General features: G+C 57.2%; 17 protein-coding genes and 1 pseudogene. 3 read left to right on the top strand and 15 right to left on the bottom strand.

Features of this window, described 5'->3' with window-relative positions; translation table 11 throughout:
- Positions 1–27 precede the first annotated feature (27 nt).
- Positions 28–1209 carry an MFS transporter gene (locus PM3016_RS08695; RefSeq protein ID WP_014369164.1) on the top strand — a complete coding sequence of 394 codons (1182 nt, stop codon included), beginning with the start codon at positions 28–30 and terminating at the stop codon, positions 1207–1209.
- A 122-nt stretch (positions 1210–1331) separates the two neighbouring features.
- Here PM3016_RS08695 and PM3016_RS41325 read toward each other — a convergent pair.
- Both PM3016_RS41325 and PM3016_RS08690 read right to left on the bottom strand, forming a co-directional pair.
- Positions 1332–1448, bottom strand: a pseudogene (locus PM3016_RS41325) (glycoside hydrolase family 88 protein); the annotation flags it as partial.
- A 319-nt stretch (positions 1449–1767) separates the two neighbouring features.
- Positions 1768–3219: an IS1182 family transposase gene (locus PM3016_RS08690; RefSeq protein WP_014369162.1), complete on the bottom strand. Its 1452-nt coding sequence runs from the start codon at positions 3217–3219 to the stop codon at positions 1768–1770.
- 336 nt (positions 3220–3555) lie between these two features.
- Between PM3016_RS08690 and PM3016_RS08685 the strand changes: the two genes are divergently transcribed.
- The gene (locus PM3016_RS08685; protein ID WP_041619070.1) at positions 3556–3771 is read left to right on the top strand and encodes a hypothetical protein; all 216 of its coding nucleotides are present in this window, start codon (positions 3556–3558) and stop codon (positions 3769–3771) included.
- 113 nt (positions 3772–3884) lie between these two features.
- Here the strand turns inward: PM3016_RS08685 and PM3016_RS38505 are convergent, their stop codons facing one another.
- The 6 genes from PM3016_RS38505 to PM3016_RS08660 all read right to left on the bottom strand — a co-directional run bounded on the left by PM3016_RS38505 (position 3885) and on the right by PM3016_RS08660 (position 14489).
- Positions 3885–4061 (bottom strand): hypothetical protein, encoded by a 177-nt coding sequence (locus tag PM3016_RS38505; RefSeq protein ID WP_014369160.1) that lies wholly within the window; start codon positions 4059–4061, stop codon positions 3885–3887.
- Between the two features lie 1263 nt (positions 4062–5324).
- Positions 5325–7643 (bottom strand): glycoside hydrolase family 3 protein, encoded by a 2319-nt coding sequence (locus PM3016_RS08680; RefSeq protein WP_014369159.1) that lies wholly within the window; start codon positions 7641–7643, stop codon positions 5325–5327.
- Between the two features lie 98 nt (positions 7644–7741).
- Positions 7742–8005 (bottom strand): HPr family phosphocarrier protein, encoded by a 264-nt coding sequence (locus tag PM3016_RS08675; RefSeq protein ID WP_014369158.1) that lies wholly within the window; start codon positions 8003–8005, stop codon positions 7742–7744.
- 17 nt (positions 8006–8022) lie between these two features.
- Positions 8023–9363 carry a glycoside-pentoside-hexuronide (GPH):cation symporter gene (locus tag PM3016_RS08670; RefSeq protein ID WP_014369157.1) on the bottom strand — a complete coding sequence of 447 codons (1341 nt, stop codon included), beginning with the start codon at positions 9361–9363 and terminating at the stop codon, positions 8023–8025.
- Between the two features lie 21 nt (positions 9364–9384).
- On the bottom strand, positions 9385–11658 hold the full coding sequence (locus PM3016_RS08665; protein ID WP_014369156.1) for a beta-glucosidase family protein: 2274 nt from the start codon (positions 11656–11658) through the stop codon (positions 9385–9387).
- 311 nt (positions 11659–11969) lie between these two features.
- Positions 11970–14489 carry a GH39 family glycosyl hydrolase gene (locus PM3016_RS08660; protein WP_014369155.1) on the bottom strand — a complete coding sequence of 840 codons (2520 nt, stop codon included), beginning with the start codon at positions 14487–14489 and terminating at the stop codon, positions 11970–11972.
- A gap of 320 nt (positions 14490–14809) precedes the next feature.
- On the opposite strand from PM3016_RS08660, the gene PM3016_RS08655 reads away from it, so the two are divergent.
- On the top strand, positions 14810–15805 hold the full coding sequence (locus PM3016_RS08655; protein WP_014369154.1) for a DUF3231 family protein: 996 nt from the start codon (positions 14810–14812) through the stop codon (positions 15803–15805).
- A gap of 191 nt (positions 15806–15996) precedes the next feature.
- On the opposite strand, the gene PM3016_RS08650 is transcribed toward PM3016_RS08655, so the two are convergent.
- The 7 genes from PM3016_RS08650 to PM3016_RS39465 all read right to left on the bottom strand — a co-directional run bounded on the left by PM3016_RS08650 (position 15997) and on the right by PM3016_RS39465 (position 21964).
- Positions 15997–17229 carry a stalk domain-containing protein gene (locus tag PM3016_RS08650; protein ID WP_014369153.1) on the bottom strand — a complete coding sequence of 411 codons (1233 nt, stop codon included), beginning with the start codon at positions 17227–17229 and terminating at the stop codon, positions 15997–15999.
- 119 nt (positions 17230–17348) lie between these two features.
- Complete coding sequence (locus PM3016_RS08645) at positions 17349–17771, bottom strand: DoxX family protein (RefSeq protein ID WP_014369152.1); 423 nt, start codon at positions 17769–17771, stop codon at positions 17349–17351.
- 162 nt (positions 17772–17933) lie between these two features.
- Positions 17934–18605 carry a response regulator gene (locus tag PM3016_RS08640; RefSeq protein ID WP_014369151.1) on the bottom strand — a complete coding sequence of 224 codons (672 nt, stop codon included), beginning with the start codon at positions 18603–18605 and terminating at the stop codon, positions 17934–17936.
- On the bottom strand, positions 18602–19828 hold the full coding sequence (locus tag PM3016_RS08635; protein WP_014369150.1) for a sensor histidine kinase: 1227 nt from the start codon (positions 19826–19828) through the stop codon (positions 18602–18604). Before PM3016_RS08635 ends, PM3016_RS08640 begins: the two co-directional genes overlap by 4 nt.
- 95 nt (positions 19829–19923) lie before the next feature.
- A complete protein-coding gene (locus PM3016_RS08630) occupies positions 19924–20580 on the bottom strand; it encodes a hypothetical protein (RefSeq protein WP_014369149.1) in 657 nt (218 codons plus the stop codon).
- A 140-nt stretch (positions 20581–20720) separates the two neighbouring features.
- Positions 20721–21608 (bottom strand): peptidase associated/transthyretin-like domain-containing protein, encoded by an 888-nt coding sequence (locus PM3016_RS08625; RefSeq protein ID WP_014369148.1) that lies wholly within the window; start codon positions 21606–21608, stop codon positions 20721–20723.
- A complete protein-coding gene (locus PM3016_RS39465) occupies positions 21587–21964 on the bottom strand; it encodes a copper amine oxidase N-terminal domain-containing protein (RefSeq protein ID WP_051044962.1) in 378 nt (125 codons plus the stop codon). Before PM3016_RS39465 ends, PM3016_RS08625 begins: the two co-directional genes overlap by 22 nt.
- Between the last annotated feature and the right edge of the window lie 4 nt (positions 21965–21968).

Genomic DNA, 21968 nt, shown 5'->3' with positions numbered 1-21968 from the left:
TAGAACTAAATGAAAAGGGTGAATATCATGTTTAAATTAACAACCTTATTCTTCCTCATCCTGTTTGTTATCGGCACGGATACTTTTTTGATTTCTCCGCTCATCCCCACGCTTCAACATTTGTTTCATATTCCGACCGAGTATTCCGGTTGGATGGTTGGAGCCTATGCATTAGGTTATGCCCTATTTGCACTGATTGCCGGACCGCTTTCCGATAGTTGGGACCGCAAAAAGGTAATGCTTTCCGGAATGATCTGCTTCTCGGTTTCAACCATGTTATGCGGCTTGGCCACAGGTTTTTGGTCGATGTTCTTATTCCGTTTTTTAGCGGGAGTTAGCGCGGCGTTTACGGCGCCTCAAGTCTGGGCATCGATCCCTGCTCTCTTTCCAGCGCCTCAAATTGTCAAAGTATCAGGAATCGTTATGGCAGGCTTGGCTGCTTCCCAAGCCTTCGGCATCCCTATAGGAAGTCATCTTGCCTCATCCCATTGGTCTTATCCTTTCTTTACCATCGGAGCCTGTGCATTGTTGTTGGCGGTGTTCATCTTCTATGCTTTGCCCGAGCTGAAACCGAATCAAGGTCCACAAACCAAGACTCCGATTTTCAGCAGATACCTCCCACTGTTGAAGAGTCGAATGGCAAGAAGGGCTTTTCTCGCTCATTTCTTATTTCAATGCGGATTCTTTGCTGCCTTTGCTTTCATTGGAAAATGGGTGACGGATCGCTTTCACCTTTCAATCGATCAAACGGGCAGCGTGATGTTTTTTCTCGGCCTCGGGAATATCGTCGGGAGCTTCGGAGGCTGCTATGTGATCAAAGCTTTAAACCGTTATAATACACTGGTTGCGGGCTTTCTTGTTTCTATCGCATGTTTTATTGTCCTGCCTCACCTGCCATCCCTTGCGGCTTTTGAAAGTGTTTACTTTTTCATATTCGTTCACATGGGAATCGTTTTTCCCCTCATATTGGGCATGCTGAATTCCTTGAATCGGGCCATCCGCGGCACGATCTCCAGCTTGGCCAATTCCATCATGTACGCTGCGACAACGCTGGGTTCTTGGATCGCCGGTCTAATTTACGCGGCTTTTAGCGGGTTCTACGCCGTAGGTATATTTGCGGCTGTTTGCTTCGCCGGTTCATTGTTATCGTTTATATTCAGCGGTATTTTGGCCGGTGACGCGAAACCAAAGAAGGAGCCGGCAGCATAAACCGAGCAGCCAAAATAAAAAAGCCGAAGACCATTGTCTTCAGCTCACATCAACTTGCCAAAAAGAAATTCATTACTTCTTCTGCTTATCCATCCCGACTAACAATTTCATCTGCGCGCTACTTAATAAACCTTGCTATTCCACCCCATCAATTTGGCGAGAGCTTCCACATAGTAATAATCGCCATAAATCAGGGATACATCAACATTCGAGTTGGCCGGCTTATGACTGGTTCCGCCCACCTTTTTTCTGATCAATCGAGCGTCCCCCCTTAGTCCGTTTACATCTTGCTGCGACTCGCCATCTCCTAGCAAGCACATCCGAAACTAACCTATTTCGACCTTTTCGGAGACATCCCTTCACGAAACCCGGGTACCGTGTGAAACTCAGCGTCTGCTTCCATATGGACAAAAAGCCTGCCCCTACGGGGAGGCCACTGAAGAACTTACGCTTTTTCCTCAGGAGCCTCGTATAAGTCATAAAAAAGCCATCTACCCCCATTTTTAGGGTCAGATGGCTTTTTTATAGGCTTAAAATTGGTCTGCTCGATACGTTTTTTCAATCTACCAGCTTCAGTATACGCTTAAGATTTACAGCGAATATGGCCATTGCACCTTGCATTTCTATGCCAATCAGACCCGAAGATGTGGCAACATCATACCCGTGTCTATGTTTGAGTTCGCTGTTTTTCGCTTCGATCTTGTAGCGCCCTTTGGATTTCGCCTTGAAATATTCCGTTTCCTGGAACGCCATCTGTTCCGCGTGTTCATCAGATTTAATCGTTACGGAATAAGTTTTACTCTTGGCGCCTTCTTTGTAACAGCCCTCCTTGAGCGGACAGCTCTTGCAGATCTCTACGTCAAAATAATAGGTATCCTGTTGGTTTTTACCGACGCCTTTTTTGCCTTGCCGGGCCTTTCGAGTCGCCATGTGACCAGCCGGGCATACGTACATGCCGGCATCTTTGTTGAATAGAAATTCCTCTTCTTTCTTACGGCTGCCTTGCGTGATCAGCGGATTGAGTTTTGCTACAAGTTCAATCTCATTGTTCGTTGTGTACAAAATATTATCCTTCTCGGAGTAGGCGGTATCGCCAATGACGGTCTTAACTTGCATTCCTGCTGCATTGCTTTTTTCGATGAGCGTCTGCAGCTGCTTGCCGTCATTCTTCTCGCCTGTTGTAATGACAGCTGCCGTTATGATGCGCTCCTCCGTCATGGCCAGATGAGTTTTATATCCAAAGAATGCAGAATCGGCGCTTTTATGTCCCACTCGAGCATCCGGATCCGCCGTTAGACGAAGCTGTTCGATGTCATCCTCCACCGTTTCCTTCAGCAGGTGTAACGGATTCAAAACCTTTGGTACTTGCGCGATCCCGGATTCCAACTCGATGAAGGTCACAAGCTTTTGACAATACTCGATTTCGTCTTCGAGTACGTCGCTCGTGTTCTTTGCGGGCATTTTGGCTTTGAGCGATTCATCCATCGTGTAAACGGACTTTCGCAGCTTTCGTGCACGGTCTCGCAGAATTTCTAGCGGCGACTTCTGATTGTAGCGCGCTTTTGTATGCGTAGCGTCGACGATTATGGAGTTGCTCTTCAGGATTTTCAGTTCGATAGCGAGGTCTACCGTCTTACCAATGAGCATGTCCAATAAGTTGATGTCTTTGAGCCGCAGTTTGCGGAATTTTGTCAGAGAACTCGGGTCGATGACCGGATCCTCCGGTGCCATGCCCAGGAAATACTTAAACGACAGGTCATACTTAGAACGCTCGACAATATCTACGTCAGATAGTTCAAAGATGGCTTTCAGCAACAAATATTTAAACATTCTGATGGGGTCAATGACGTTACGTCCGTTGTCCAAACAATATTTTGTCTGCAGTTCTTCAAAGATAAAAGTGAAGTCCACCAGTTCGTTAATTTGACGGAGCATGTTGTCCTTCGGCACGACGATATCATACAGAGCCGCGTAAGGGCTCAGAACCAAGCTTTGTTGTTGTTGAATCATCCGTCTCACCCGCTTTTCGAGATGACTCAATTATACGTCAAAAAAAGCACAGCCTCTTCAATTTTCTTGAAGGGCTGTGCTTTTTTTAGACGGACTTTTTCAGTGGCCTCCCTACGGGCAAGCAGTCCTCTAAACCTATTCCTTGACCGATCCCACCATCTAGGAGAGAGACCGATTTCCGGCATTAAGAAGTTCTTGCAGAACGGGGAAACCCGCGCCGCACAAGGGTTTACAGCTTGTCATCGATAGCAAAAGAAAAACCGTCCTCTGCAGGACGGCTGATGGCGCGGCTGCGCTATAATGGAATGACCCAGGAATACGTTATCCACAGGGGGGATGATCTTGAAGAAAACCCTGCTCGTTCTGCTCGTTCTGCTCGTTCTGCTCGTTCTCTGCCTGCTGCTCCGTGAAGAGATCAACCTGATCCTGCTGTATGTCGGGCACGAAACCACCTGGTTCGGCCTCAGCCTGCATAATGCCCGTACGGTTTCTCACGTGCTGGCCGTGCTGGCGCTGCTCTGTCTGGCAGGCCATCTCAAGAGCAGGTCTTGAAGGAAAAGGCGATACCCGTTCGCATGGGGGAGGCCCGCCGGAAGCCAGGCGTTGGAGAGAGGCCGTTTCCGGGCATTCCCGGATCAAACAGCTTGTTTCACCGCCGCCCGCCTTTAATGCCCCTCGATGTGCTCTCCCTGGATCCCGATCATTACGGCAAAGCCGATGAACAGAAGTGTCATAATCAGAAGCGCGATCCCTACCCACCGCAGTCCTTTTCCGTGATGCGGCCTCCGGAGGAACAGCCCTCCGGCACCGGCCATTAACGCCAATATCACTCCGACACCCATCCTATGACCACCTTTCTCACCTGCGGGATTCATGATGCATTCTTCTTTGCGGCTCGAACGGTTGCGTCTCTGAGGATTGACTCTGTTATCTTACAACCAACACCCGCTCTAATCTCTCCCCCGACCTTCCACGATCGCATCCTGCTGTCAAACTCACCAACCAGGGCATCAGACCTTACAAGCGCCGCCGGCTCTCTAGGTTGCAGCATGATACGAAACCACTTGGGCTGTCAACACTTCAAACCAGTTCACAAACCCTCTTACACCAAGTTCCATCATTACTCGTACCCCTTCGTACTCGCCAATCTTCCATCGTTACTCGTACCCTCTTGTGCTCGCCAATCTTCCATCGTTACTCGTACCCTCTTGTGCTCGCCAACTCGAACGCTCTTGCTCTCTCAACACTTCTAGCATTACTCGAGCCTTTTTGCGCTCACCAAAGTTCCATCGGTATACCAACCGCAGCTTCTCCATATTTTACCACGCGGGTTGCAGAAACTCATCTGCAGCATCCAAGCGTGTGAGTGTCACTCGACGCAGACCTGCCCCCCTTCTATAAGCCGTTCTCCTACACGCACCGGCTGACCTGGGAAGGCGAACAGCCAAGCATTGACTTGGCTAGTGCCGCAGCAGCGAGAAAAACCGCAAGGATAGAACCTCCTGACGGCTGCCTTACCAAAACAAGCTCTCGGGACAGGTAGACGATACCTAGAATATAGCTCCCATCCCATCCCATCCCGGCGTCCCTTGGCGGTGCTGCCACAAAAGAACCCGCCCTGCACCGGATGCCGATAATACGCAGCTCGGGACCACGCTGCAAAAATAACGGAACTCCAGTGCTTTATCGGGCCTGCTACGGCACCCATTTTCGAAATAGCGGAACTCAGATGCTCTATTTCCCCGAAACACGGACAACCGCATGGCTTTCCGGGGTAATAAGACATTAGAGTTCCGCTATTTTCCGGGAAATGACGGGAAATAACCAAATAACATACTATAGTTCCGCTATTTGGCGATAAGCTTGCGGTTGGGCCTGCGGCTTCAAGTCCCGCCAGCATATCAGCCTGACAGCCAACCCCGGCCGGCCGTAACGCCACTCCGTGCTACGACAGCCTGCATCCCAGCCGGCCGCACGCCACGTCGTGCCCCTCAGCCCGCAAGCATACCTGGCCTCGCCGCCGCGCCGATTCTCTCGGCTTCACACGCTGCGACCGCTCGGCCTCCCCAGCATCCCTGCAGCCCCAGCCGGCTCGCGGACCGGGCTTACCTGCTCCGGCGGTACTTCCTCGTCCGTTCGTCCTCGATGACGCCGCTCCAGTTCATCCCGTACGCGAAGTCGTACGTGTGCCCCTCGGTGTCCACATGGCACTCCATATCGTGGGCCATGTCTTCGAACTGCTCTTCAACCGTCTGCATGTTCGCCGGCATCTGCATCGGCAGCAGACCGGACGGCTCGGCCCCTCCGGTAAGCATCTCCATCACCGCCTGGTCCTGCACGCCGAAGTTCGCGAGGATCGCGTCGACCTCCCCTTCGAACTCCCCGAGCACCGCCGGGTTCGCGAGCAGCAGCGAGACGACCACCGGCTTGCCTCCCATCCGGCGCCGGGTCTCCAGCACCGCATCCAGGTCGGCTTCGTTATGCGTCGTGACGCTCTTGTCCCGGTAGGAGCGGTCGAGTGCATCCTCCGGACGGGCGTCTCCCGCGAGGCTCGTCTTCCGGGCATGCACCGCGGTATACGGCCGGTACTGGAGACTCAGCGGCACATAGCCGTTCCCGCCCGCGTCCGCGTCCTCCTGGCTGTAGCCGCTGCCGGACTTCGGGCTGCTCATGAAGACGAGCCCGAAGTCCGCCTCATCCGGGTTCTCCGTCACCGTGAAGTACCGCGAGACGATGTCCAGGTTCACCGGGTATTCGCAGCGTTCCGGCGTCGGATTGCCGAACCAGTCCTTCCCGGCCGGCGTGAACCGCTTCGGAATGTACACCGTCTTCCCGCGCTGCAGCGGAAGCTGCCCGCCCTTGTTCTTCAGCAGCACCATGGACTTCAGCTGAGCCTCGTAGCCTTCCTGCATGAAGGCCGGGTTCCCTACCGTGCGGGAGCTTTCTTCCGGCTCCAGGTACGGATTCTCGAAGAGGCCGAGCCGGAACATGTTCCGGAGCAGGCGTACCGCCGACTGCTCGAAGCGGGCGCGCATATACGCTTCGCCATGCTCCTGTACACCGATCCGGTAAGCCTCCAGCACCGGCTCCATCTCGTTGTTGCCGCCGAACTGGTCGACACCGGCCATCAGAAGCTTGTAGTGGCGCTCCGCCACCGACAGCCCTTCCACGCCCCAAGGCTTGCCGCTGAGGAAGGAATCCCGGCTCGCCGTCTCATCCGCCGTGATGAGCCAATCGGTGCAGACGACGCCGTCATAGCCGTACTTCTCCCGGAGCAGATCGCGGATCAGGTACGAGCTGTACGAGTTGCCGACATTCTCCCCGTACACCGGGTCCTGGTCCACCGAGACCGTGTAATACGGCATCACGGCCGAAGCCCTGCCCGTCTTCCCCGACAGCTTGAACGCCCCCTCCGTAAAAGGAGTCAGATGCTCGTCGAAGTTGTCTCCCGGGTACACGGCATACTTGCCGCAGCCGTAGTGCGCGTCCCGGCCGCCTTCCCCCGAGCCGCCGCCCGGCCAATGCTTTACCATGGCGTTGACGCTGTCGAAGCCCCAGCCGCCGGCAAGCTCCCGCTCCCCGTGAGACGTCTGGAAGCCGTCGACATAGGCGCGGGCCAGATCGGCGGACAAGACCGAATCCTCGCCGAACGTGCCGTTGAAGCGGAACCAGCGCGGGTCCGTCGCGATGTCGATCTGCGGGGAGAGCGCAGTCGTCAGACCCAGCGCCCGGTATTCCATCGCCGCAATCTCGCCGAAGCGCTCGACGAGCAGCGGATCGAAGGCTGCGGCCAGCCCGAGCGTCTCCGGCCACATCGAGATCCTCCCGCCGGAGCCGGCATTGAACTCCGAGCTGGCGTCGGACCCGTGGCGGGGATCCGAGCTGTTGTTCGCCGGTATGCCCAATCCCGTGCCTTCGGCGAACGCCTGCACCTGGTTGTTCCAGCGCGCGGCAGCCTCCGGGCTCTCCACCGTAGTCACAAGGATATGCCGAAGATGATCCTTCGCGAGGAAGGCGATCTGCTCGTCGGTCAGCTCCCACGGCTTCGCGCCGCTCTCTTCATACGGTCTGCCGCGGTAGGTGCTCGCGAACCATCCCCCGCTGGCAGCTGGAATCGACTGGTGCCTGCTGTACAGCATCAGTCCGGCGATTCTCTCGACCGACAACCGGGAGGCGAGATCCCGGGCCCGCTCCTCGGCGGACAGCCGCCAGTCCTCGTAAGGCTCCAGCGAGCCGCTCCGGTTCAGATCCTTGAAGAACAGGCCGTCCTGCTGAAGAATACCTACGCCAGACGTAACCGAGAATCCGAGCGTCGGCCCTCCTTCATTACGCACATACTGCACATGCACGGCCTGCTGCGCCCGGCTGGCATCCCCCTCCGCCAGGTTCCCTTGCTCCTCCCCAGCATCCTGCTTCTTGTCCATAGTCGTTCCTCCCCTTATGATGATAAGAACAGAAGGCCCTGTCCCCCTTCGACCGGCCCTCTGCCCCAACTACATTCCTATGTTCAGACCATCCGGCTTTACCCGTGCTCACTCCACAAGGCAGCCAGCGCTTCCACAGCCCGGTCCTCCTCCGGCCCTTCCGTCGTCAGCTCCAGCACATCACCGGCCGAGACATCCAGGGCCATGACGCCAAGGATGCTTTTCGCGTCCGAGATGATGTTCCTCGCCGGCCAGACAACCCGGATCTCCTCCGAGGCGAAGGAAGCGGCAAGCTCCGTGAACTGCTTGGCCAGGATCACATGAAAGCCCTGGCGCCGAACCGTTAACGACTCTTTTCTCACAGCGGCCTCTCCTCCCGTCAGGACATCGTCTTGATCGCATTCAAATCGTCAATGATCTGCTGATACTTCTGATCGAGCTTGTAGAACCAGAGGATGACAAGCCCTACCGCACAGAGGATCACCGGCAGGTAAATGAACAGGAACTGCAGCGCCGCGATGGTCGTGTCACTCTGCACCTCCTGGCCGCCGACATAGCCGCCCCACGCCAGAATCCAGCCGGTGAGCGCCGCGCCGATGCCGCTGCCCGCCTTCGTCCCGAAGCTGCCCGCACTGTACACGAGACCTTCGGTCCGCATGCCCGTTTTCCACTCCCCGTACTCCACCGTATCTGCCAGCATGGCGAAGAACGTGCCCATGATCGGCACCGTACCGATCGCCTTGATGACCGTAGCCGTCAGAATCACCGGCAGCGAGGCCGGGTCGATCAGCATCACCAGGGAGCCGAGGATCATCACGATGATCCCGCCGAAGGCTGCGTTGCGCTTGCCGTACTTTTTGATGATAGGGGCCACCAGGAACAGGCCGATCAGGATAGGGACAAGCCCAGCGATATTCAGGATGCCGACGAGCGAAGCGTCCTTGAGCACATACTGCGCATAGTACACGTTCACCGCGCTGCCGGCCGCATTCAAAGTGAAGAACACGATGCCGAAGCCGACCATCAGGGCCCAGTATTTGTTGCGGAACAGAGCCTTCACGCCCCGCTTCAGCGGAATGTCCTTCTGGGTTACCGAGGGCTTGACCCGTTCCGTCGTCGTCTTGAAGGTGATCAGGAACAGAAGGATGGACAGCGCCCCGAAGATCAGGAAGGTGGACATCCAGCCGGTCTTGCCGCCGCCCAGGGCGGCGACTAACGGCATCGTCAGGGAAGTTACGAGAACCGCCCCCACCAGAGCCATCACCATCCGGAAAATGTTCAGGACCGAACGCTGGTAAGCATCCTGGGTGATCAGGGAGTTCAGCACGCCGTAAGGCACGTTGATGCCCGAGTAGATCACATTCATGATCAGGTAAGTGATATACGCATAGACAAGGGCGCCGGTCGGACCGAGGTCCGGGGCCGTGAACATCAGCACGCCCGCAATGCCGAACGGAACCGCCAGCCAGAGCAGCCAGGGACGCGCCTTGCCGTGCCGGCTCTTCGTCCGGTCGATCAGCGCCCCCACGCCGATATCGACGAACCCGTCGAAGACGCGGGCTACGAGCAGCAGCGTACCTACCGCCGCGGCCGACAGGCCGACGACATCGGTGTAGAAGAAAGTCAGGAACGCCGAGGCCGCCGTCCAGATGAAGCCGCTTGCCAAATCTCCGAGTCCATAGCCGAGCTTTTCCTTAAATCCCAGTTTTGCGGCATCCATAGCAAATCTCTCCTGTCGTCTCTAGTTGTGGTTCAGTTCCTTCAGCAAATCCTCGAGCGTCTGTTCCGTCAAGGCCCCTTGACTGAAGCCGACAAGCGCACGAAGCGGCATATACTTCATCATCGCCGCCATCATGTCCGCATGGTCATCCTCCGGTCCGGCCGCGAAGCCGCTTGCTTCCTGGAACGCCTGCAGCAGTCCCTGCGCCTTCTCCCGCGCGGCCGCATCCTGAAGCAGATCGCCGAGCGTCGTATTGCGGGTATAGGTCTTTCTGAGCGCGGCCGTCGACTCTACAACCACGGAATCCTGCAGGACGATGTGCTGCGAAGAAGATCCCGCCAGGATGTGGAACTCGCCGGTCTCCACATGCCAGTCCTTCAGGTCCACGTTGTAGTAGGCAAAAGCACGCTTGTCGAGCACGAACGAGACCGTCCGCTCTTCTCCCGGCTGCAGGAACACCTTGGCAAAGCCCTTCAGCTCCTTGGCCGGCCGGATGACGGTGCTCTCCGCATCCTTCACATACAGCTGCACAATCTCCTTGCCGGCTGCCGCGCCGGTGTTCTTCACCGTCACCCGGACGGTAACCGACTCGGTATCCTGAATTTGCTTCTTGTCGAGGGTCAGACTCGTGTACTCGAACGTCGTATAGCTGAGTCCGTAGCCGAACGGGAACAGCGGCTTCACGTTCTTCGTGTCGTAGTACCGGTAGCCGACGAAGATCCCCTCCCGGTACTCCACCCGGTCGCCTTCGCCTGGGAAGAACAGATACGATGGGTTGTCGCTCAGCTGCTCCGGGAACGTCTCGGCAAGCTTGCCGCACGGATTCGCTTCACCGTAGAGAAGATCCGCCACCGCGCCGCCGACCGCCTGCCCGCCGAGGTAGCCTTCCAGCACGGCTTGGGCGCTGCCGATCCAGGGCATCTCCACCGGCGAGCCGTTCAGCAGGACGACCACGACCTTCGGCTGCACGGCGGCCACCTCTTCGATGAGCCGGATCTGGTTGGCCGGCAGGCTCAGGTGCGTCCGGTCGTAGCCTTCCGACTCGTAGCGGTCGGGCAGCCCGGCGAAGATCACGGCCGTGTCGGCCGCAGCCGCCGCCCGCTTCGCCTCCTCCGTCAGCGCTTCATCCGCCGTATCGCTCTCGAGCCGGTAGCCCTGCGCATACGTCACCACGCCCGAAGCGTCCGCCAGCTTCCGGATCTCTTCCACCGGCTGGTCGAGCTGCGTCGGGACGATATGCGAGCTGCCTCCGCCCTGGTATCGCGGCTTGTCGGCGAACGCCCCGATCACGGCGAGATGGCTGCCCCGGCTCAGCGGCAGCAGGCTGCGCTCGTTCTTGAGGAGCACCATGCTCTCCCGCGCCACCTCTCTGGCGAGACGGTGATGCTCCGCCGGATCGTAGGCCGCACCGGGCTTCCGGTGATCCACAGCCCGGAAAATGATGGTCAGCAGCCGCTCCACGGCCCGGTCCAGCGCTTCCATGGACAGCCGGCCGCTCTGCACGGCCTCAACCACCTTGCGCTCCCCGACACCGCCCGACGCCGGCATCTCCAGCTCCAGGCCCGCTGCCAGCGCATCCGCCCGCTCATCGACCGCCCCCCAGTCGGACACGACGAAGCCTTCATGGCCCCACTCGTTCTTGAGAATATCCGTCAGCAGAAACTCGTTCTCGGAGGCATACGTGCCGTTCACCCGGTTGTACGAGCTCATCACGGTCCACGGCTGCGACTGCTTCACCGCCCCTTCGAAGGAGGCGAGGTAGATCTCGCGCAGCGTCCGCTCGTCGACCACGGCATCCACCGACATGCGCCGGTGCTCCTGGTTATTCACGGCAAAGTGCTTCAGCGACGTCCCGACACCCTGGCTCTGCACGCCCGCAATGTGGCTGGCCGCCATCTCGGAGGACAGATACGGATCCTCCGAGAAATATTCGAAATTGCGTCCGCACAGCGGCGAGCGCTTAATATTCGCCCCTGGCCCCAGCAGAACAGCGACGTTCTCAGCCTGGCACTCCTCGCCAAGGGCGACGCCCACCCGGCGGATCAGCTCCCGGTCCCACGAGCAGGCCAGTCCGGCCGCCGACGGGAAGCAGGTGGCCGGCACGCTGTCGAACAGGCCGAGGTGATCGGCGGAAGCCTTCTGCTTCCGGAGTCCGTGCGGCCCGTCGGTCACCATCACCGACGGAATGCCGAGGCGCTCCACGCCCTTCAGGTGCCAGAAGTCGAGGCCCGAGCACATTCCCGCCTTCTCTTCGAGTGTCATCTGCGAGATCAATTCCTGTATATCACGCTGCATAAGAACCCCTCCATAGGTTTGTTCGTTTCCTTGTTGTCCCTTTGCTTATACTAAAGATAGCGCTTTCTATATCTCCGATTATAGCCTCCGCCCGGCTCCCCTTTCCTTCCGTTGTTTATTGAAAACGATTCCGTTTTTTATGCTTTCTTCTCACGCCGTTCTTCCCGCCCCCTTCCCCGAACGCAAAAAACGGATCATGAAAGGGGTCCCTTCCATGATCCGTTGCCGCTTTTACAGTTGACCAACCCGCTTGCCTGTTAACTGCTCATCCATCCTGCGCAGCTTCCGGAGCCAGGGCTTCAGCCTGCCGTCTATCTTCCTGTCCAAACCGGCCGGATGCACAGCAGCTGCACTTCGTGGGGACTCAGGCTGCATTTGACCGTCAAGCCGTCCGACGCCTCAACCACCTTGACCTGCTGCCGCGGCAGGCTGCCTGAGTCCAGGTAGCGGATATCCGCCGGAGTCAGCTCCTCGGGGGCCCCCATGTCCAGCCACAAGTCATACGCACTGCCCTGCTCGCGGCTGACGCTGCGGCTGCGGATCTCCACCTTCCCTGCAGGCAGCCCTTCCAGCTTCACCGTAAGCTCGAGCCTTCCCGTATCGGCGAAGACGCCGTACCGGTTATGGCTGTCGATCGCCGAAGTGTCGTTGCGCATATACAGCCGGTCAAAGTGGCAGTAGTTATACACGAGGAGCTGGTACGCTCCATCCGCAGACGACGTCAGACAGTAGCCCTCCCCCCGTTCCACCAGTCGCTCTCCCAGGCCGGCCAGCAGCCCGTACACATGGAAGCCCGGCTTGCGGATCCCGTTGTTCGTAATGAGCCCGAGCCCCCCGTGGAAGGTGGAGACGGGCAGCGGCAGCTCCTCCAGCAGGTCCGTCGCCGTCCAGTAGCCCAGGCTGTCCACTTCGTCGAGGCTCTCGGAGATGCTTTTGGCCAGATATGCCGCCTTGAAGCTCGTATCGTTCGTCAGCTCCCGGTGGTGTGAGGTCGAATTCCACTCGGTCACATGCAGTTCGAGATCTCCCGCTCCCATCCCGGCCAGCGCCTTCTTGGTGCCTCTCAGCGTGTCCGCCAGGTAGCTCGCCCCGGCATACTCGATGTCCTCCGGGGGCTTCCCCTCCCCCCAGGTCCCTTCCACCGGCATCACGGGATAGACATGGAAGGTGATGAAGTCCGGCCGGCAGTCCCGCTCTGCGCAGTAAGCCCAGTAGCTCCGCAGCCATTCGGCCTTTCCTTCCGGATCGGAGATGACCCCGGGGCCCCCGAGGCGAAGCTCCGGGCTCACTTCCTTCAGCGCCCGGAAGCTCTCTTCGTAGAAAGCCAAATAAAGCTCCCGCGATTCCTTCCAGAAGACATGCATGTCCGGTTCGTTCCAGAATTCGAAGTACCAGGTCCTTACTTCTGCAGCCCCGTAACGCCGCAGCAGATGCCGGGCGAACGCCTCCAGCAGAGCCTTCCAATGCTCCGGATGCTGCGGAAGGCTGATGTAGCTCGGCTTGTGGAACACCGTCTGGGACCGGTCCGCGAGGCCGCCCGGCATGAACCCAAGCTCGAAGAACGGCCGCAGCCCGATTCCGAGGAGGAAATCGATGAGCTGATCCACATAGGTGAAGCTGAAGACGGGACGGCCGTCCTCTCCCTGGCGGTACACCATCATCTCGTCGTCGAAGATGCCGTGGAACCGGATATACCGGAAACCTACGGCCTCCTGGAGCATCTTCAGGTGCTCCTGCACGCCCGCGTACAGAATCTCCTTTGCCTTGCCCACCGTACACAGGTTCCGCCACGTATGCTTCAGCAGCTGTCCCTTCCCGGCGGACGGAAGGCGGAGGCCGACTTCCTTGTGCACGACGTTTCTTTCCGCCGCGGCGCCCGCGCCTCCCTCCTTCGGGGCTTCCAAGGGCAGGTACTTGAACAGGCTGACGAACGCGTTGTCCCGGTCATACGCCAGATAGCCGGTCCCGTTGCCCGCCGGGTCCTTCTCCGGAGCGCCGGCCGGCTTCTGGCTCCGCCGATACTCGGCCGGGGTCGTATCATAGGCGTCCTTGAACGCCTTATGGAACGACTTCAGGCTCGGAAAGCCGTGCCGCAGGGCGATCTCGATGATCGGCTCCTCCGATGACAGCAGCTCCGTCACCGCATGCTCCAGCCGGATCTGCGTGATGTAGGCGCGGAACGACACCCCCATGCTTTTCTGAAAAAAGCTGGACAAGTACGTCACCGAGAAGCCTTCCCGCTCCGCCAGCTCATTCAAGGTCAAGGGCTCCTGATAGTGGCTCTGGATGTATTCGTTCAGCTTGAGCAGCCGCTCCATCATCCGCTTGTTGATCGGATTCTCTCTGCCCTTCTCGGCCCCTCTGAACCTGCGGAGCAGCAGATAGATCAGCTCGAGCAGCAGCGAGCGGAGCTTGACTTCGTACCCGTAGCCCGCCTTCGTGTGCACCCACATGATGGAGGAGAGCAGCCGGCGAATGCCATCGAAGGCCTCCTGCTCCCCCGGACCATAGCCGAATGAATGGCAGCTGAAGACCGTATGCTCCGTATCCACGCCCTGCTCCTTCAGGAACGTGTCGGGAATCTGCAGTGCAAGCAGCAGGTTGTCCTGATCCGCCTGGATGCTGTGAATGTCGTTGCTGTTGATGAGAATGAGGTCTTCTTCCGACAGGCTGTACGGCTTGTTCTGCACCGTAATCATCGCGCTGCCCTTCAGCACGAAGAGCAGCTCGAGGCTGTCATGCCAATGATTCGGAACATAACGGACATTGTGAAAAAAGATATGGAGCGGCAGCCTGCTGCTCGTCGGAATGATTTCGTAGGTATAATCCATGCTGTCACCTGGCCTCTCCGGACTGTGTCGCCAACTGTGTTACTTAGTATCATAGGCGAGCCGGAGCGCCAGTGCAATGCTCTGCCCCGCCGTGCTTCGATGCCTCCACAACAAAGAAGCCGCCATTGCCGGCCGACACTCCCTGCATAGGATGGGGTCCGCACGGTGCATTCTGTTTTTCCATGGAAGTGCCTTCGCTCCTGTGCCGGCCGTCGGCCGCCTTGGTGACTTCCCCGGGAAAGGTATGTATTGTTTCCTCCTATGGCATAGTAACCCTATAAGTCTCGAATGCTCATAAAGATTTGGGGGACAAGACCTTGATGCACCATGCACCGTTAACCGCAGCCGAGATGGGTAACCTGTGGAATTTCTATATGGCCAATACGATGTCGCGCTGCATGCTGTCACACTTCCTGGCGAACGTGGAGGATCCGGAGATCCGCTCCCTCCTGACCGAGAGCTACAAGCTGAGCCGCCATATTATCGACCGGGTAACCGCCCTATTCGGAGAAGAGGGGGTACCCCTGCCGGAAGGCTTCCGGGCGGAGGACGTGCAGGCGGAAGCGCCGCGGCTCTTTTCGGATACGTTCTATCTGCAGTACCTCGACATGATGTACAAGCTGGGCGGCATCTATTACGCGATTACACTGTCCAACATCTCCCGGATGGAGCTGCGCCGGTGGATCACCAAGCTGTCTGCTGCGGCGTTGGAACTCTCGAATACGATTACCGAGCTGATGCTGAACAAAGGGCTCTATATCCGCCCGCCGGTCATTCCGCCGACCGAACAGGGCTATGTGCACAGGGAACGCTTTCTGGCCGGCTTCTTTGGAGACAAACGCCCGCTGAGCGGGGTGGAGATCTCCCAGGTCTTCGCCAATCTCCAGTTTAACTCGATCAAGACCGCCCTGGTCACCGGTTTCATTCAGGTGGCCCGTACGAATGAGGTACGTGATTATTTCCTGCGCTGCAAGATGATCAATATCAAGCAGACCACGATTCTCTCCAAGCTGCTCGTACAGGATGATCTGCCGGCCACCCTGCCATCCCAGTTCCAAATTACGAAGTCCACGGTACCGCCTTTCTCGGACAAGCTCATGCTGTTCCATGTCTCCAACCTGTCCTCGGCGAAGGTCCGCAATTGGGGCGATTCCCTCGCCGTAAGCCCGAGACATGATCTCGGAGCAGATTACGAACGCAATCTGATGGAAACGATGAAATTCGCCGACGACGGGGCCAAGCTGCTCATCGAGCGGGGGGGGATGGAACAGCCGCCGCAGGCGCCCGAACGCGAGAAGCTGCGTGCCGGGGAGTGAAGATGGCTGCTCTTGCGCTGTGCCGGGAGCGGCCGCGCGCAGCCCCCAAAAAGGCCTTATCGTCGAAGATATGACGATAAGGCCTTTTTCTTTTCGGCACAGCGCAGACTGTGGAAACAGGGGCTCCCGCCAAAAAACAATAAGTGCCGGCAAGTCTTTAAGACTTGGTCGGCACCCCTGCTGTCAAAAGCTTATGGATATTGAACCTCAAATTCCATCATGTAATCATCGTCCAGGTAGCCTCTTTTTTGGCTGAAATCAAACTCCACGGACTCGGCATATTCCCCTTCTCCTTCAACCCGGATCAGCAGCGGCATCGGCTCAAGTCCCTTCGGCATCCAACGGGCGGTCGCTTTGTAGCGGCCCAGCGGAATTTTATCGATCCCAAGACCTTCGTACTCCATCCGTCCGATCCGCTTGACGATCGTCTTGCCGGTACCGTCGTCCAGCGTGGAGCCCACAGGGGTCAAGGTCATTTCAATATCTTTCATCTCTACCATAGGCAGGTTGTCGTCATCGAAGGAGAAGAAATCAGCATACAAGAACAGGTAGCCCACATCGTTCTTCCAGGTAAAATTCCGGACCGCGCCCGTATTGCCTGCAAACGGCTGATCCACTTCAGGAACCAGGTCGAACTTATAGGCTCTGCCTTCCCCCTCCCGGGAGAAGTCGCCGCCCATCCTCCAGGTCGTCGCAAGGCTTGGCAGCTCGAGACGGTAGTAGCCGTTCTCATCCGTTACGCCCAGGATGTTGCTGTCGTACAGCAGGGTGTTATCCGCCCAGACCGATGCACCCGCCAGCGGCCGGCCTGACGCATCACGCGCATAGCCCTGAACCACATAGGGCTCGACGGACAATTGCGCCGGCGGCTGAGCTGGGATTGGGACAGGCGGCTGCGTGGTTGGTGCAGGAGCGCCCCCTGTGCCCTCGCCGATCTGAATGGTCGCCACATGATTCTCTTTGGCATACGTAACCTGGTAACCGCTGTTCTCCGCCACAAACCGCAGCGGGACCATCGTATTCCCTCCGACGATCTGCGCCGGCACTTCAAGCGCGACATTCTGATCGTTAACCGACGCCGTGCTGCTGTTGATCGTTAATTTGATGGTCAGGCCATCCTTCGTTCCGACCGCCTGCTGGGCTGCTCCCGTATCCACCCAGCTCACCTCGAAGCCGAGCGTCTCGAACAGCTTCCGGAACGGAACCAGGGTAGATCCGTCCTTGATCACCGGCTGCGTCTCGGTGAATTGAAGCTCCTGGCCCCCGAAGAACACATGGATCGCCGTCCCGGACGCTGTAGTTGCCGCCGAGGCTGCCGTTCCAAGAGACAGGGTGCCCGTCAGGGCACAGCTCCCTGCCAGCACCAGGCTCAGCACTGCCGATTTGGCTTTGGATTGAAATGGAAACCCTTGAAATGGAAACACTTTATATCCTCCTCTGATTGCTGATCTCTAAGCTGTATCTTACTTGAAGTCCCCAGGCAATTCAGTTTGGAATACCACAAAGTGTGAATTATTTCGAAGGTGCCGGTCCAGCACGCTGCTCAGCCGGCTTGGGGGTGAGTGCCGGCCGCCATCGGTCCGCTCTCAGCGCTTTTATTCAAGCCTTTCTCCATTCTCAGCAGCAGGAAATAGGACAGCATCACAAAGGCAAAGACCACCACGGCCTTTATACCTGCCATGGGATTGCCGACCGCCAATTCGGACCAAAAGGCCGCAATGCAGTCAATCGTCAGGCCGGCATACGCCCATTCCTTCAGCCTGTAATATCGGGGAACGAGCAGAACAAGGATACCGATGATTTTGGCCACTCCCAGAAGAGTGAGGAAGTAGGGCGGGTAGCCCAGCAGCTGGGTGGTGTCCATGAACGTTTTGGGCGAATGGGTAATCTCATTGAAGGCACTGATGGCGAATCCTGTGAGCGTGCAAAGCGTGATGACCCAGTAAGCGATTTTGATGTTTCTCATCTTACATCTCCCCGTCTCGGTTAATGTTGTTTCTGTTGTTCATTGTAGCTGGTATGAGAGAAGGGCAATGCTGAGAAAAGTCATGAATCACAAAGAAAAAAGGCAGAACATTTGATCGCTAAAGCATGAGGAATCTCATGCTCTATGCCAAAAGTCATGCCCCTAGGGGATGTTAGCTCCATGACGGACTGAAAAGAGTGCAGCCTGTGTCCTGTCCCGCAGACCAAGCTTGGCGATGAGGTTCGACACGTGGTTTTTCACCGTGCCTTCCGTGATCACAAGGCTGCCTGCAATCTCTTTATTATTGAATCCCCGGCCCAATAAAGCGAGGATTTCTTTCTCCCGTTCGGTCAGCCCCCCGAGAGCGGCAGGTTCGTTGGTACTGAGGAGAGCCGGCTGTCCCCTGTTCCACTCCGACATTTTTTGGAGCTCACCCAGCAGCATGGCGGTGATCTCGGATTGAAGCACCGTTCCGCCGTTATATACGGTTTGAATGCTGCTGACGATCGCCTCGGATGGCATATCCTTCAACAAATAGCCATGGACACCTTGTTCCAAAGCCCGCAGGATTAACTCCGCATCATCGAAGGTGGTCAGAATCAGAATTTTGGTTTCGGGCAGATGCTTCAGGATCAACTGGGTCCCCTCCACACCGTCCATTCCCGGCATTCGGATATCCATCAGCACTACGTCGGGCCGCCATTCCAGCGCTTTGGCATAGGCATCTCTCCCGTCCACTGCCGTCCCCACCACTTCCATCCCCGGTTCGAGGCCAATAAGGGCAGCAAGCCCCTCTCGCATGAGCCGCTGGTCATCCACGATCAGAATTTTCAACGGTGGACACGCTCCCTCTCCAGTGCAGCATAGGGGAATGCTCCTTCGACAGCAAATCCTTCGTTCCGATCCAGGTAGAATCGCACCTCTCCATTCCACTCCTTCGCTCTTTCCTGCAAACTGATGAGACCGAAACCCGGCTTCAGTTCATGAGGAACCACACCGTCATTGCGTATGCTCAGCGAAAATCCGCTCTCCGAGTAGGTCAATGCCACGTGCACATGCTTGGCCTGACCGTGCTTCTGCGCATTGGTAAGCGATTCCTGAACCATGCGGTAAGCCGTCAACTGGAGATTGCGGGGCAGAGCGACGGGAGCTCCCTTGATCTCGAAAGCGGTTTGTACGCCGGTAAATCGGGTAAACTCCTCCCCCAGCTTTTGGAGGCTGTCATGCAGGGAGCCGGCCCCCGCAGGTTCATCCCGGATGGCCCTTACCGACAGCCGCACCTCCTGCAGGGACGATCGGATTAAATCTTCACATTCCAGATAGATTTGCTGACTGCGTGAGGCATCCGACCCGCCCAGCTTGCGGGCCAGCTGCATTTGCACCAATAGTGCCGTTAATTTATGACCTACCGTATCGTGAATATCCCGCGCCATGCGCACTCTTTCCCTGGCTGCCGCCCACTCTTCCGTTTGGAGCGCATATTCCTGCAGCTGCTCATGGGACTGCAGCAGCTGGGCATGCAGCTGCATCGCCTTCTCGTGAGCGCGCCCATAATGCTGGATTACCGCACTCACGATCCCCGCGAATAGAATAAACGAACAGGAAATAAAGTAGCCGGCGGTATGGAGCTGTTGATATAAGTACCAGTCCACGCTGCCCATCGTCACAACATACACGGCAAGCAGCAGGATGCAGGTAAGAACCAGCATCCGGGTGTTCTTGACTAACATGAGAATCGCCAGGGCGGTAATCCCTATGAACAGATGATTCGGGAAATCCCCGCTGATATAAACGTAGCCGTAAGCAGCGGACACCAGGAAGTCGATGAGCAGGACGTGAAGCAGCCAATTCTGCCGTTTCTTCCTGTCGAGATAAACTGCATTAATCCCCAGGAAGATCAGCAGGGAGATGACCACAAAGCCCAATCTCCACAACAGCGTCATCGAATGTTCAAAATAAAAAGCACCGGCTAAAGCCAAATCAACAATGAGCTTCAGGCCGAATAGCAGTTTCCATGAAAAGGGGCTCTTTTTGATGATTTCAACCGCTTGGATCATGCTCACATCCTCACCTCGCTTGAACTCATATTAGCACACAACCTTGAAGGGGGAGGAGTGAAAAATGAACGAGCCGTAAGCTCAGCAAGCGGCCCTTATTTCATGTTCTCCAGCGCGACCAGGGCATGAAGGGTATCGATGCCATCCTGTAGCCTCGGAGCACCGATCTGATACTGCAGTCCGCCGGATTCCCAGGCGATGGAGTAATGCCGGTCTAGTTTTCGCCATTTGACCTTCCCCCACGGACTGTCGATGATCCCATAACTGTCTTCGTCAACGGCTTGCGGCATCTCCTCGACCGTGTACTCCTGAACAGGCTTCGTTTGGGTTAGAGACAGCTTGACTCCATCCGCATCCGTATAGATGATGCGAACGGAAGTATCCGAGGCATGGATCACTGGCGAGCCATAGGAGCCTGGAAGCCTGGCGGGAACCAGCACAGGAAACCCCTTGAATCCTTTCAGCTCCTCTATAGAGCCGTAGGATAGAGACTTTTTCTTGGGCGGCACCCACCCGATCTCGGATGAGGGGACCACCTTCGGCGGACCGATGATCAGGCTGTCCGAGTCGGGGATTACGGTAACCGGAATGGGAATCGGGATCCGGGACCTGTCTTTCCTCACGGAATGCTCTTGATCAACAACCTGCTGCGGATTCCCCGGTATCTGAGGTTCCCCCGCTCCCCCTCCGGTCAGCGGTCCGGCCAAGATTCCGGAGGCCGCCAGCCCTAGAGCCATGATTGCATGCTTCATGCATGAGCACCCCCTTTATCCCCCAAACGCCGCCGCATCCATTAATGTTGCAAGAGGAGCGGGACGGTCAGACCGCTTCGTTGTCCAAAACAATAAAAGTGCCGATAAGTCTGAGACTTACCGGCACTCGGGTAGAGCCCTTACGGGTATTGAACCTCAAATTCCATCATGTAGTCGTCGTCCAGGTAGCCCCTTTTTTCGCTGAAATCAAACTCCACCGACTCGGCGAAGTCCCCTTCCCCTTCAACCCGGATCAACTGCGGCATCGGCTCAAGCCCTTGGGGCATCCACCGGATCGTCGCTTTGTAGCGGCCCAGCGGAATTTTATCGATCCCGAGCCCTTCGTACTCCATCCGCCCGATTCGCTTGACGATCGTCTTGCCGGCACCGCTGTCCAGTGCAGAGCTCACAGGGATTAAGGTCATCTCCAGGTCCTTCAACTCCACCATAGGCAGGTTATCTCCATCGAAAGAAGAGAAATCCGGATACACAAACAGGTATCCCACGTCATTCTTCCAAGTCATATTCCGGACCGCCCCTGTATTGCCCGCAAATGGCTGATCCACCTCAGGCACCAAGTCGAACCGGTAGGTTCTGCCGTCAGCCTGCCGTGAGTACTCGCCGCCCATCCTCCAGGTAGTTGCCAAACTTGGCAGCTCCAGCTTGTAGTAGCCGGACGCATCGGTCACCCCGAGAAGGTTGCTGTCGTACAACAGGGTATTATCAGCCCAGACCGAAGCGCCTTCGATGGGCTTGCCCGCTGCATCACGTACGTAACCATGGACGATATAAGGCTTTACAGTCAATTGGCTTGGTGTCCCCGCAGGCGGCTGAGTCGGTGCCGGCGTGGATGGCTGGGATGGTGTCCCCGCAGGCGGCTGAGTAGGTGCCGGCGTGGATGGTTGAGACGGTGTCTCCGCAGGCGCACCTGCCGTCCCCTCCTCAATCCGGATCGACGCCATATTGTTCTCCTTGGCATAGGTCACCTGGTAGCCGCTGTTCTCCGCTACAAACCGAAGCGGAACCATCGTACTGCCCCCATGATCTGTGCCGGCACTTCCAGAGCGACATTCTGATCATTGACGGAAGCCGTGGTGCTGTCGATGGTTAGCTTGATCGTCAGGCCGTCTTTGGTACCGACCGCCTGCCGTACCGCTCCGTTCTCCACCCAGCTCACCGTGAAGCCCAGAGTTTCGAAGAGCTTGCGGAAGGGAACCAGTGTAGAACCGTCTTTGATCACCGGCTGCGTCTCGCTGAATTGGAGTTCTTGACCCTTGAAGAAGACATGAATCTCCGGCCCGTTTGTTTCCGGCGCAGGGGCCGGTGTCGGGATGGATGGGCCCGGTGCAGGTGTTGGCGTGGCGGTCGTGCCATCGGCGACCATCGGC

Source organism: Paenibacillus mucilaginosus 3016 (genome assembly GCF_000250655.1).
Classification (GTDB): Bacteria; Bacillota; Bacilli; order Paenibacillales; family NBRC-103111; genus Paenibacillus_G; species Paenibacillus_G mucilaginosus.
The sequence above is the reverse complement of the archived record's forward strand: the minus strand, read 5'-3'. Positions and strand labels throughout refer to the sequence as shown.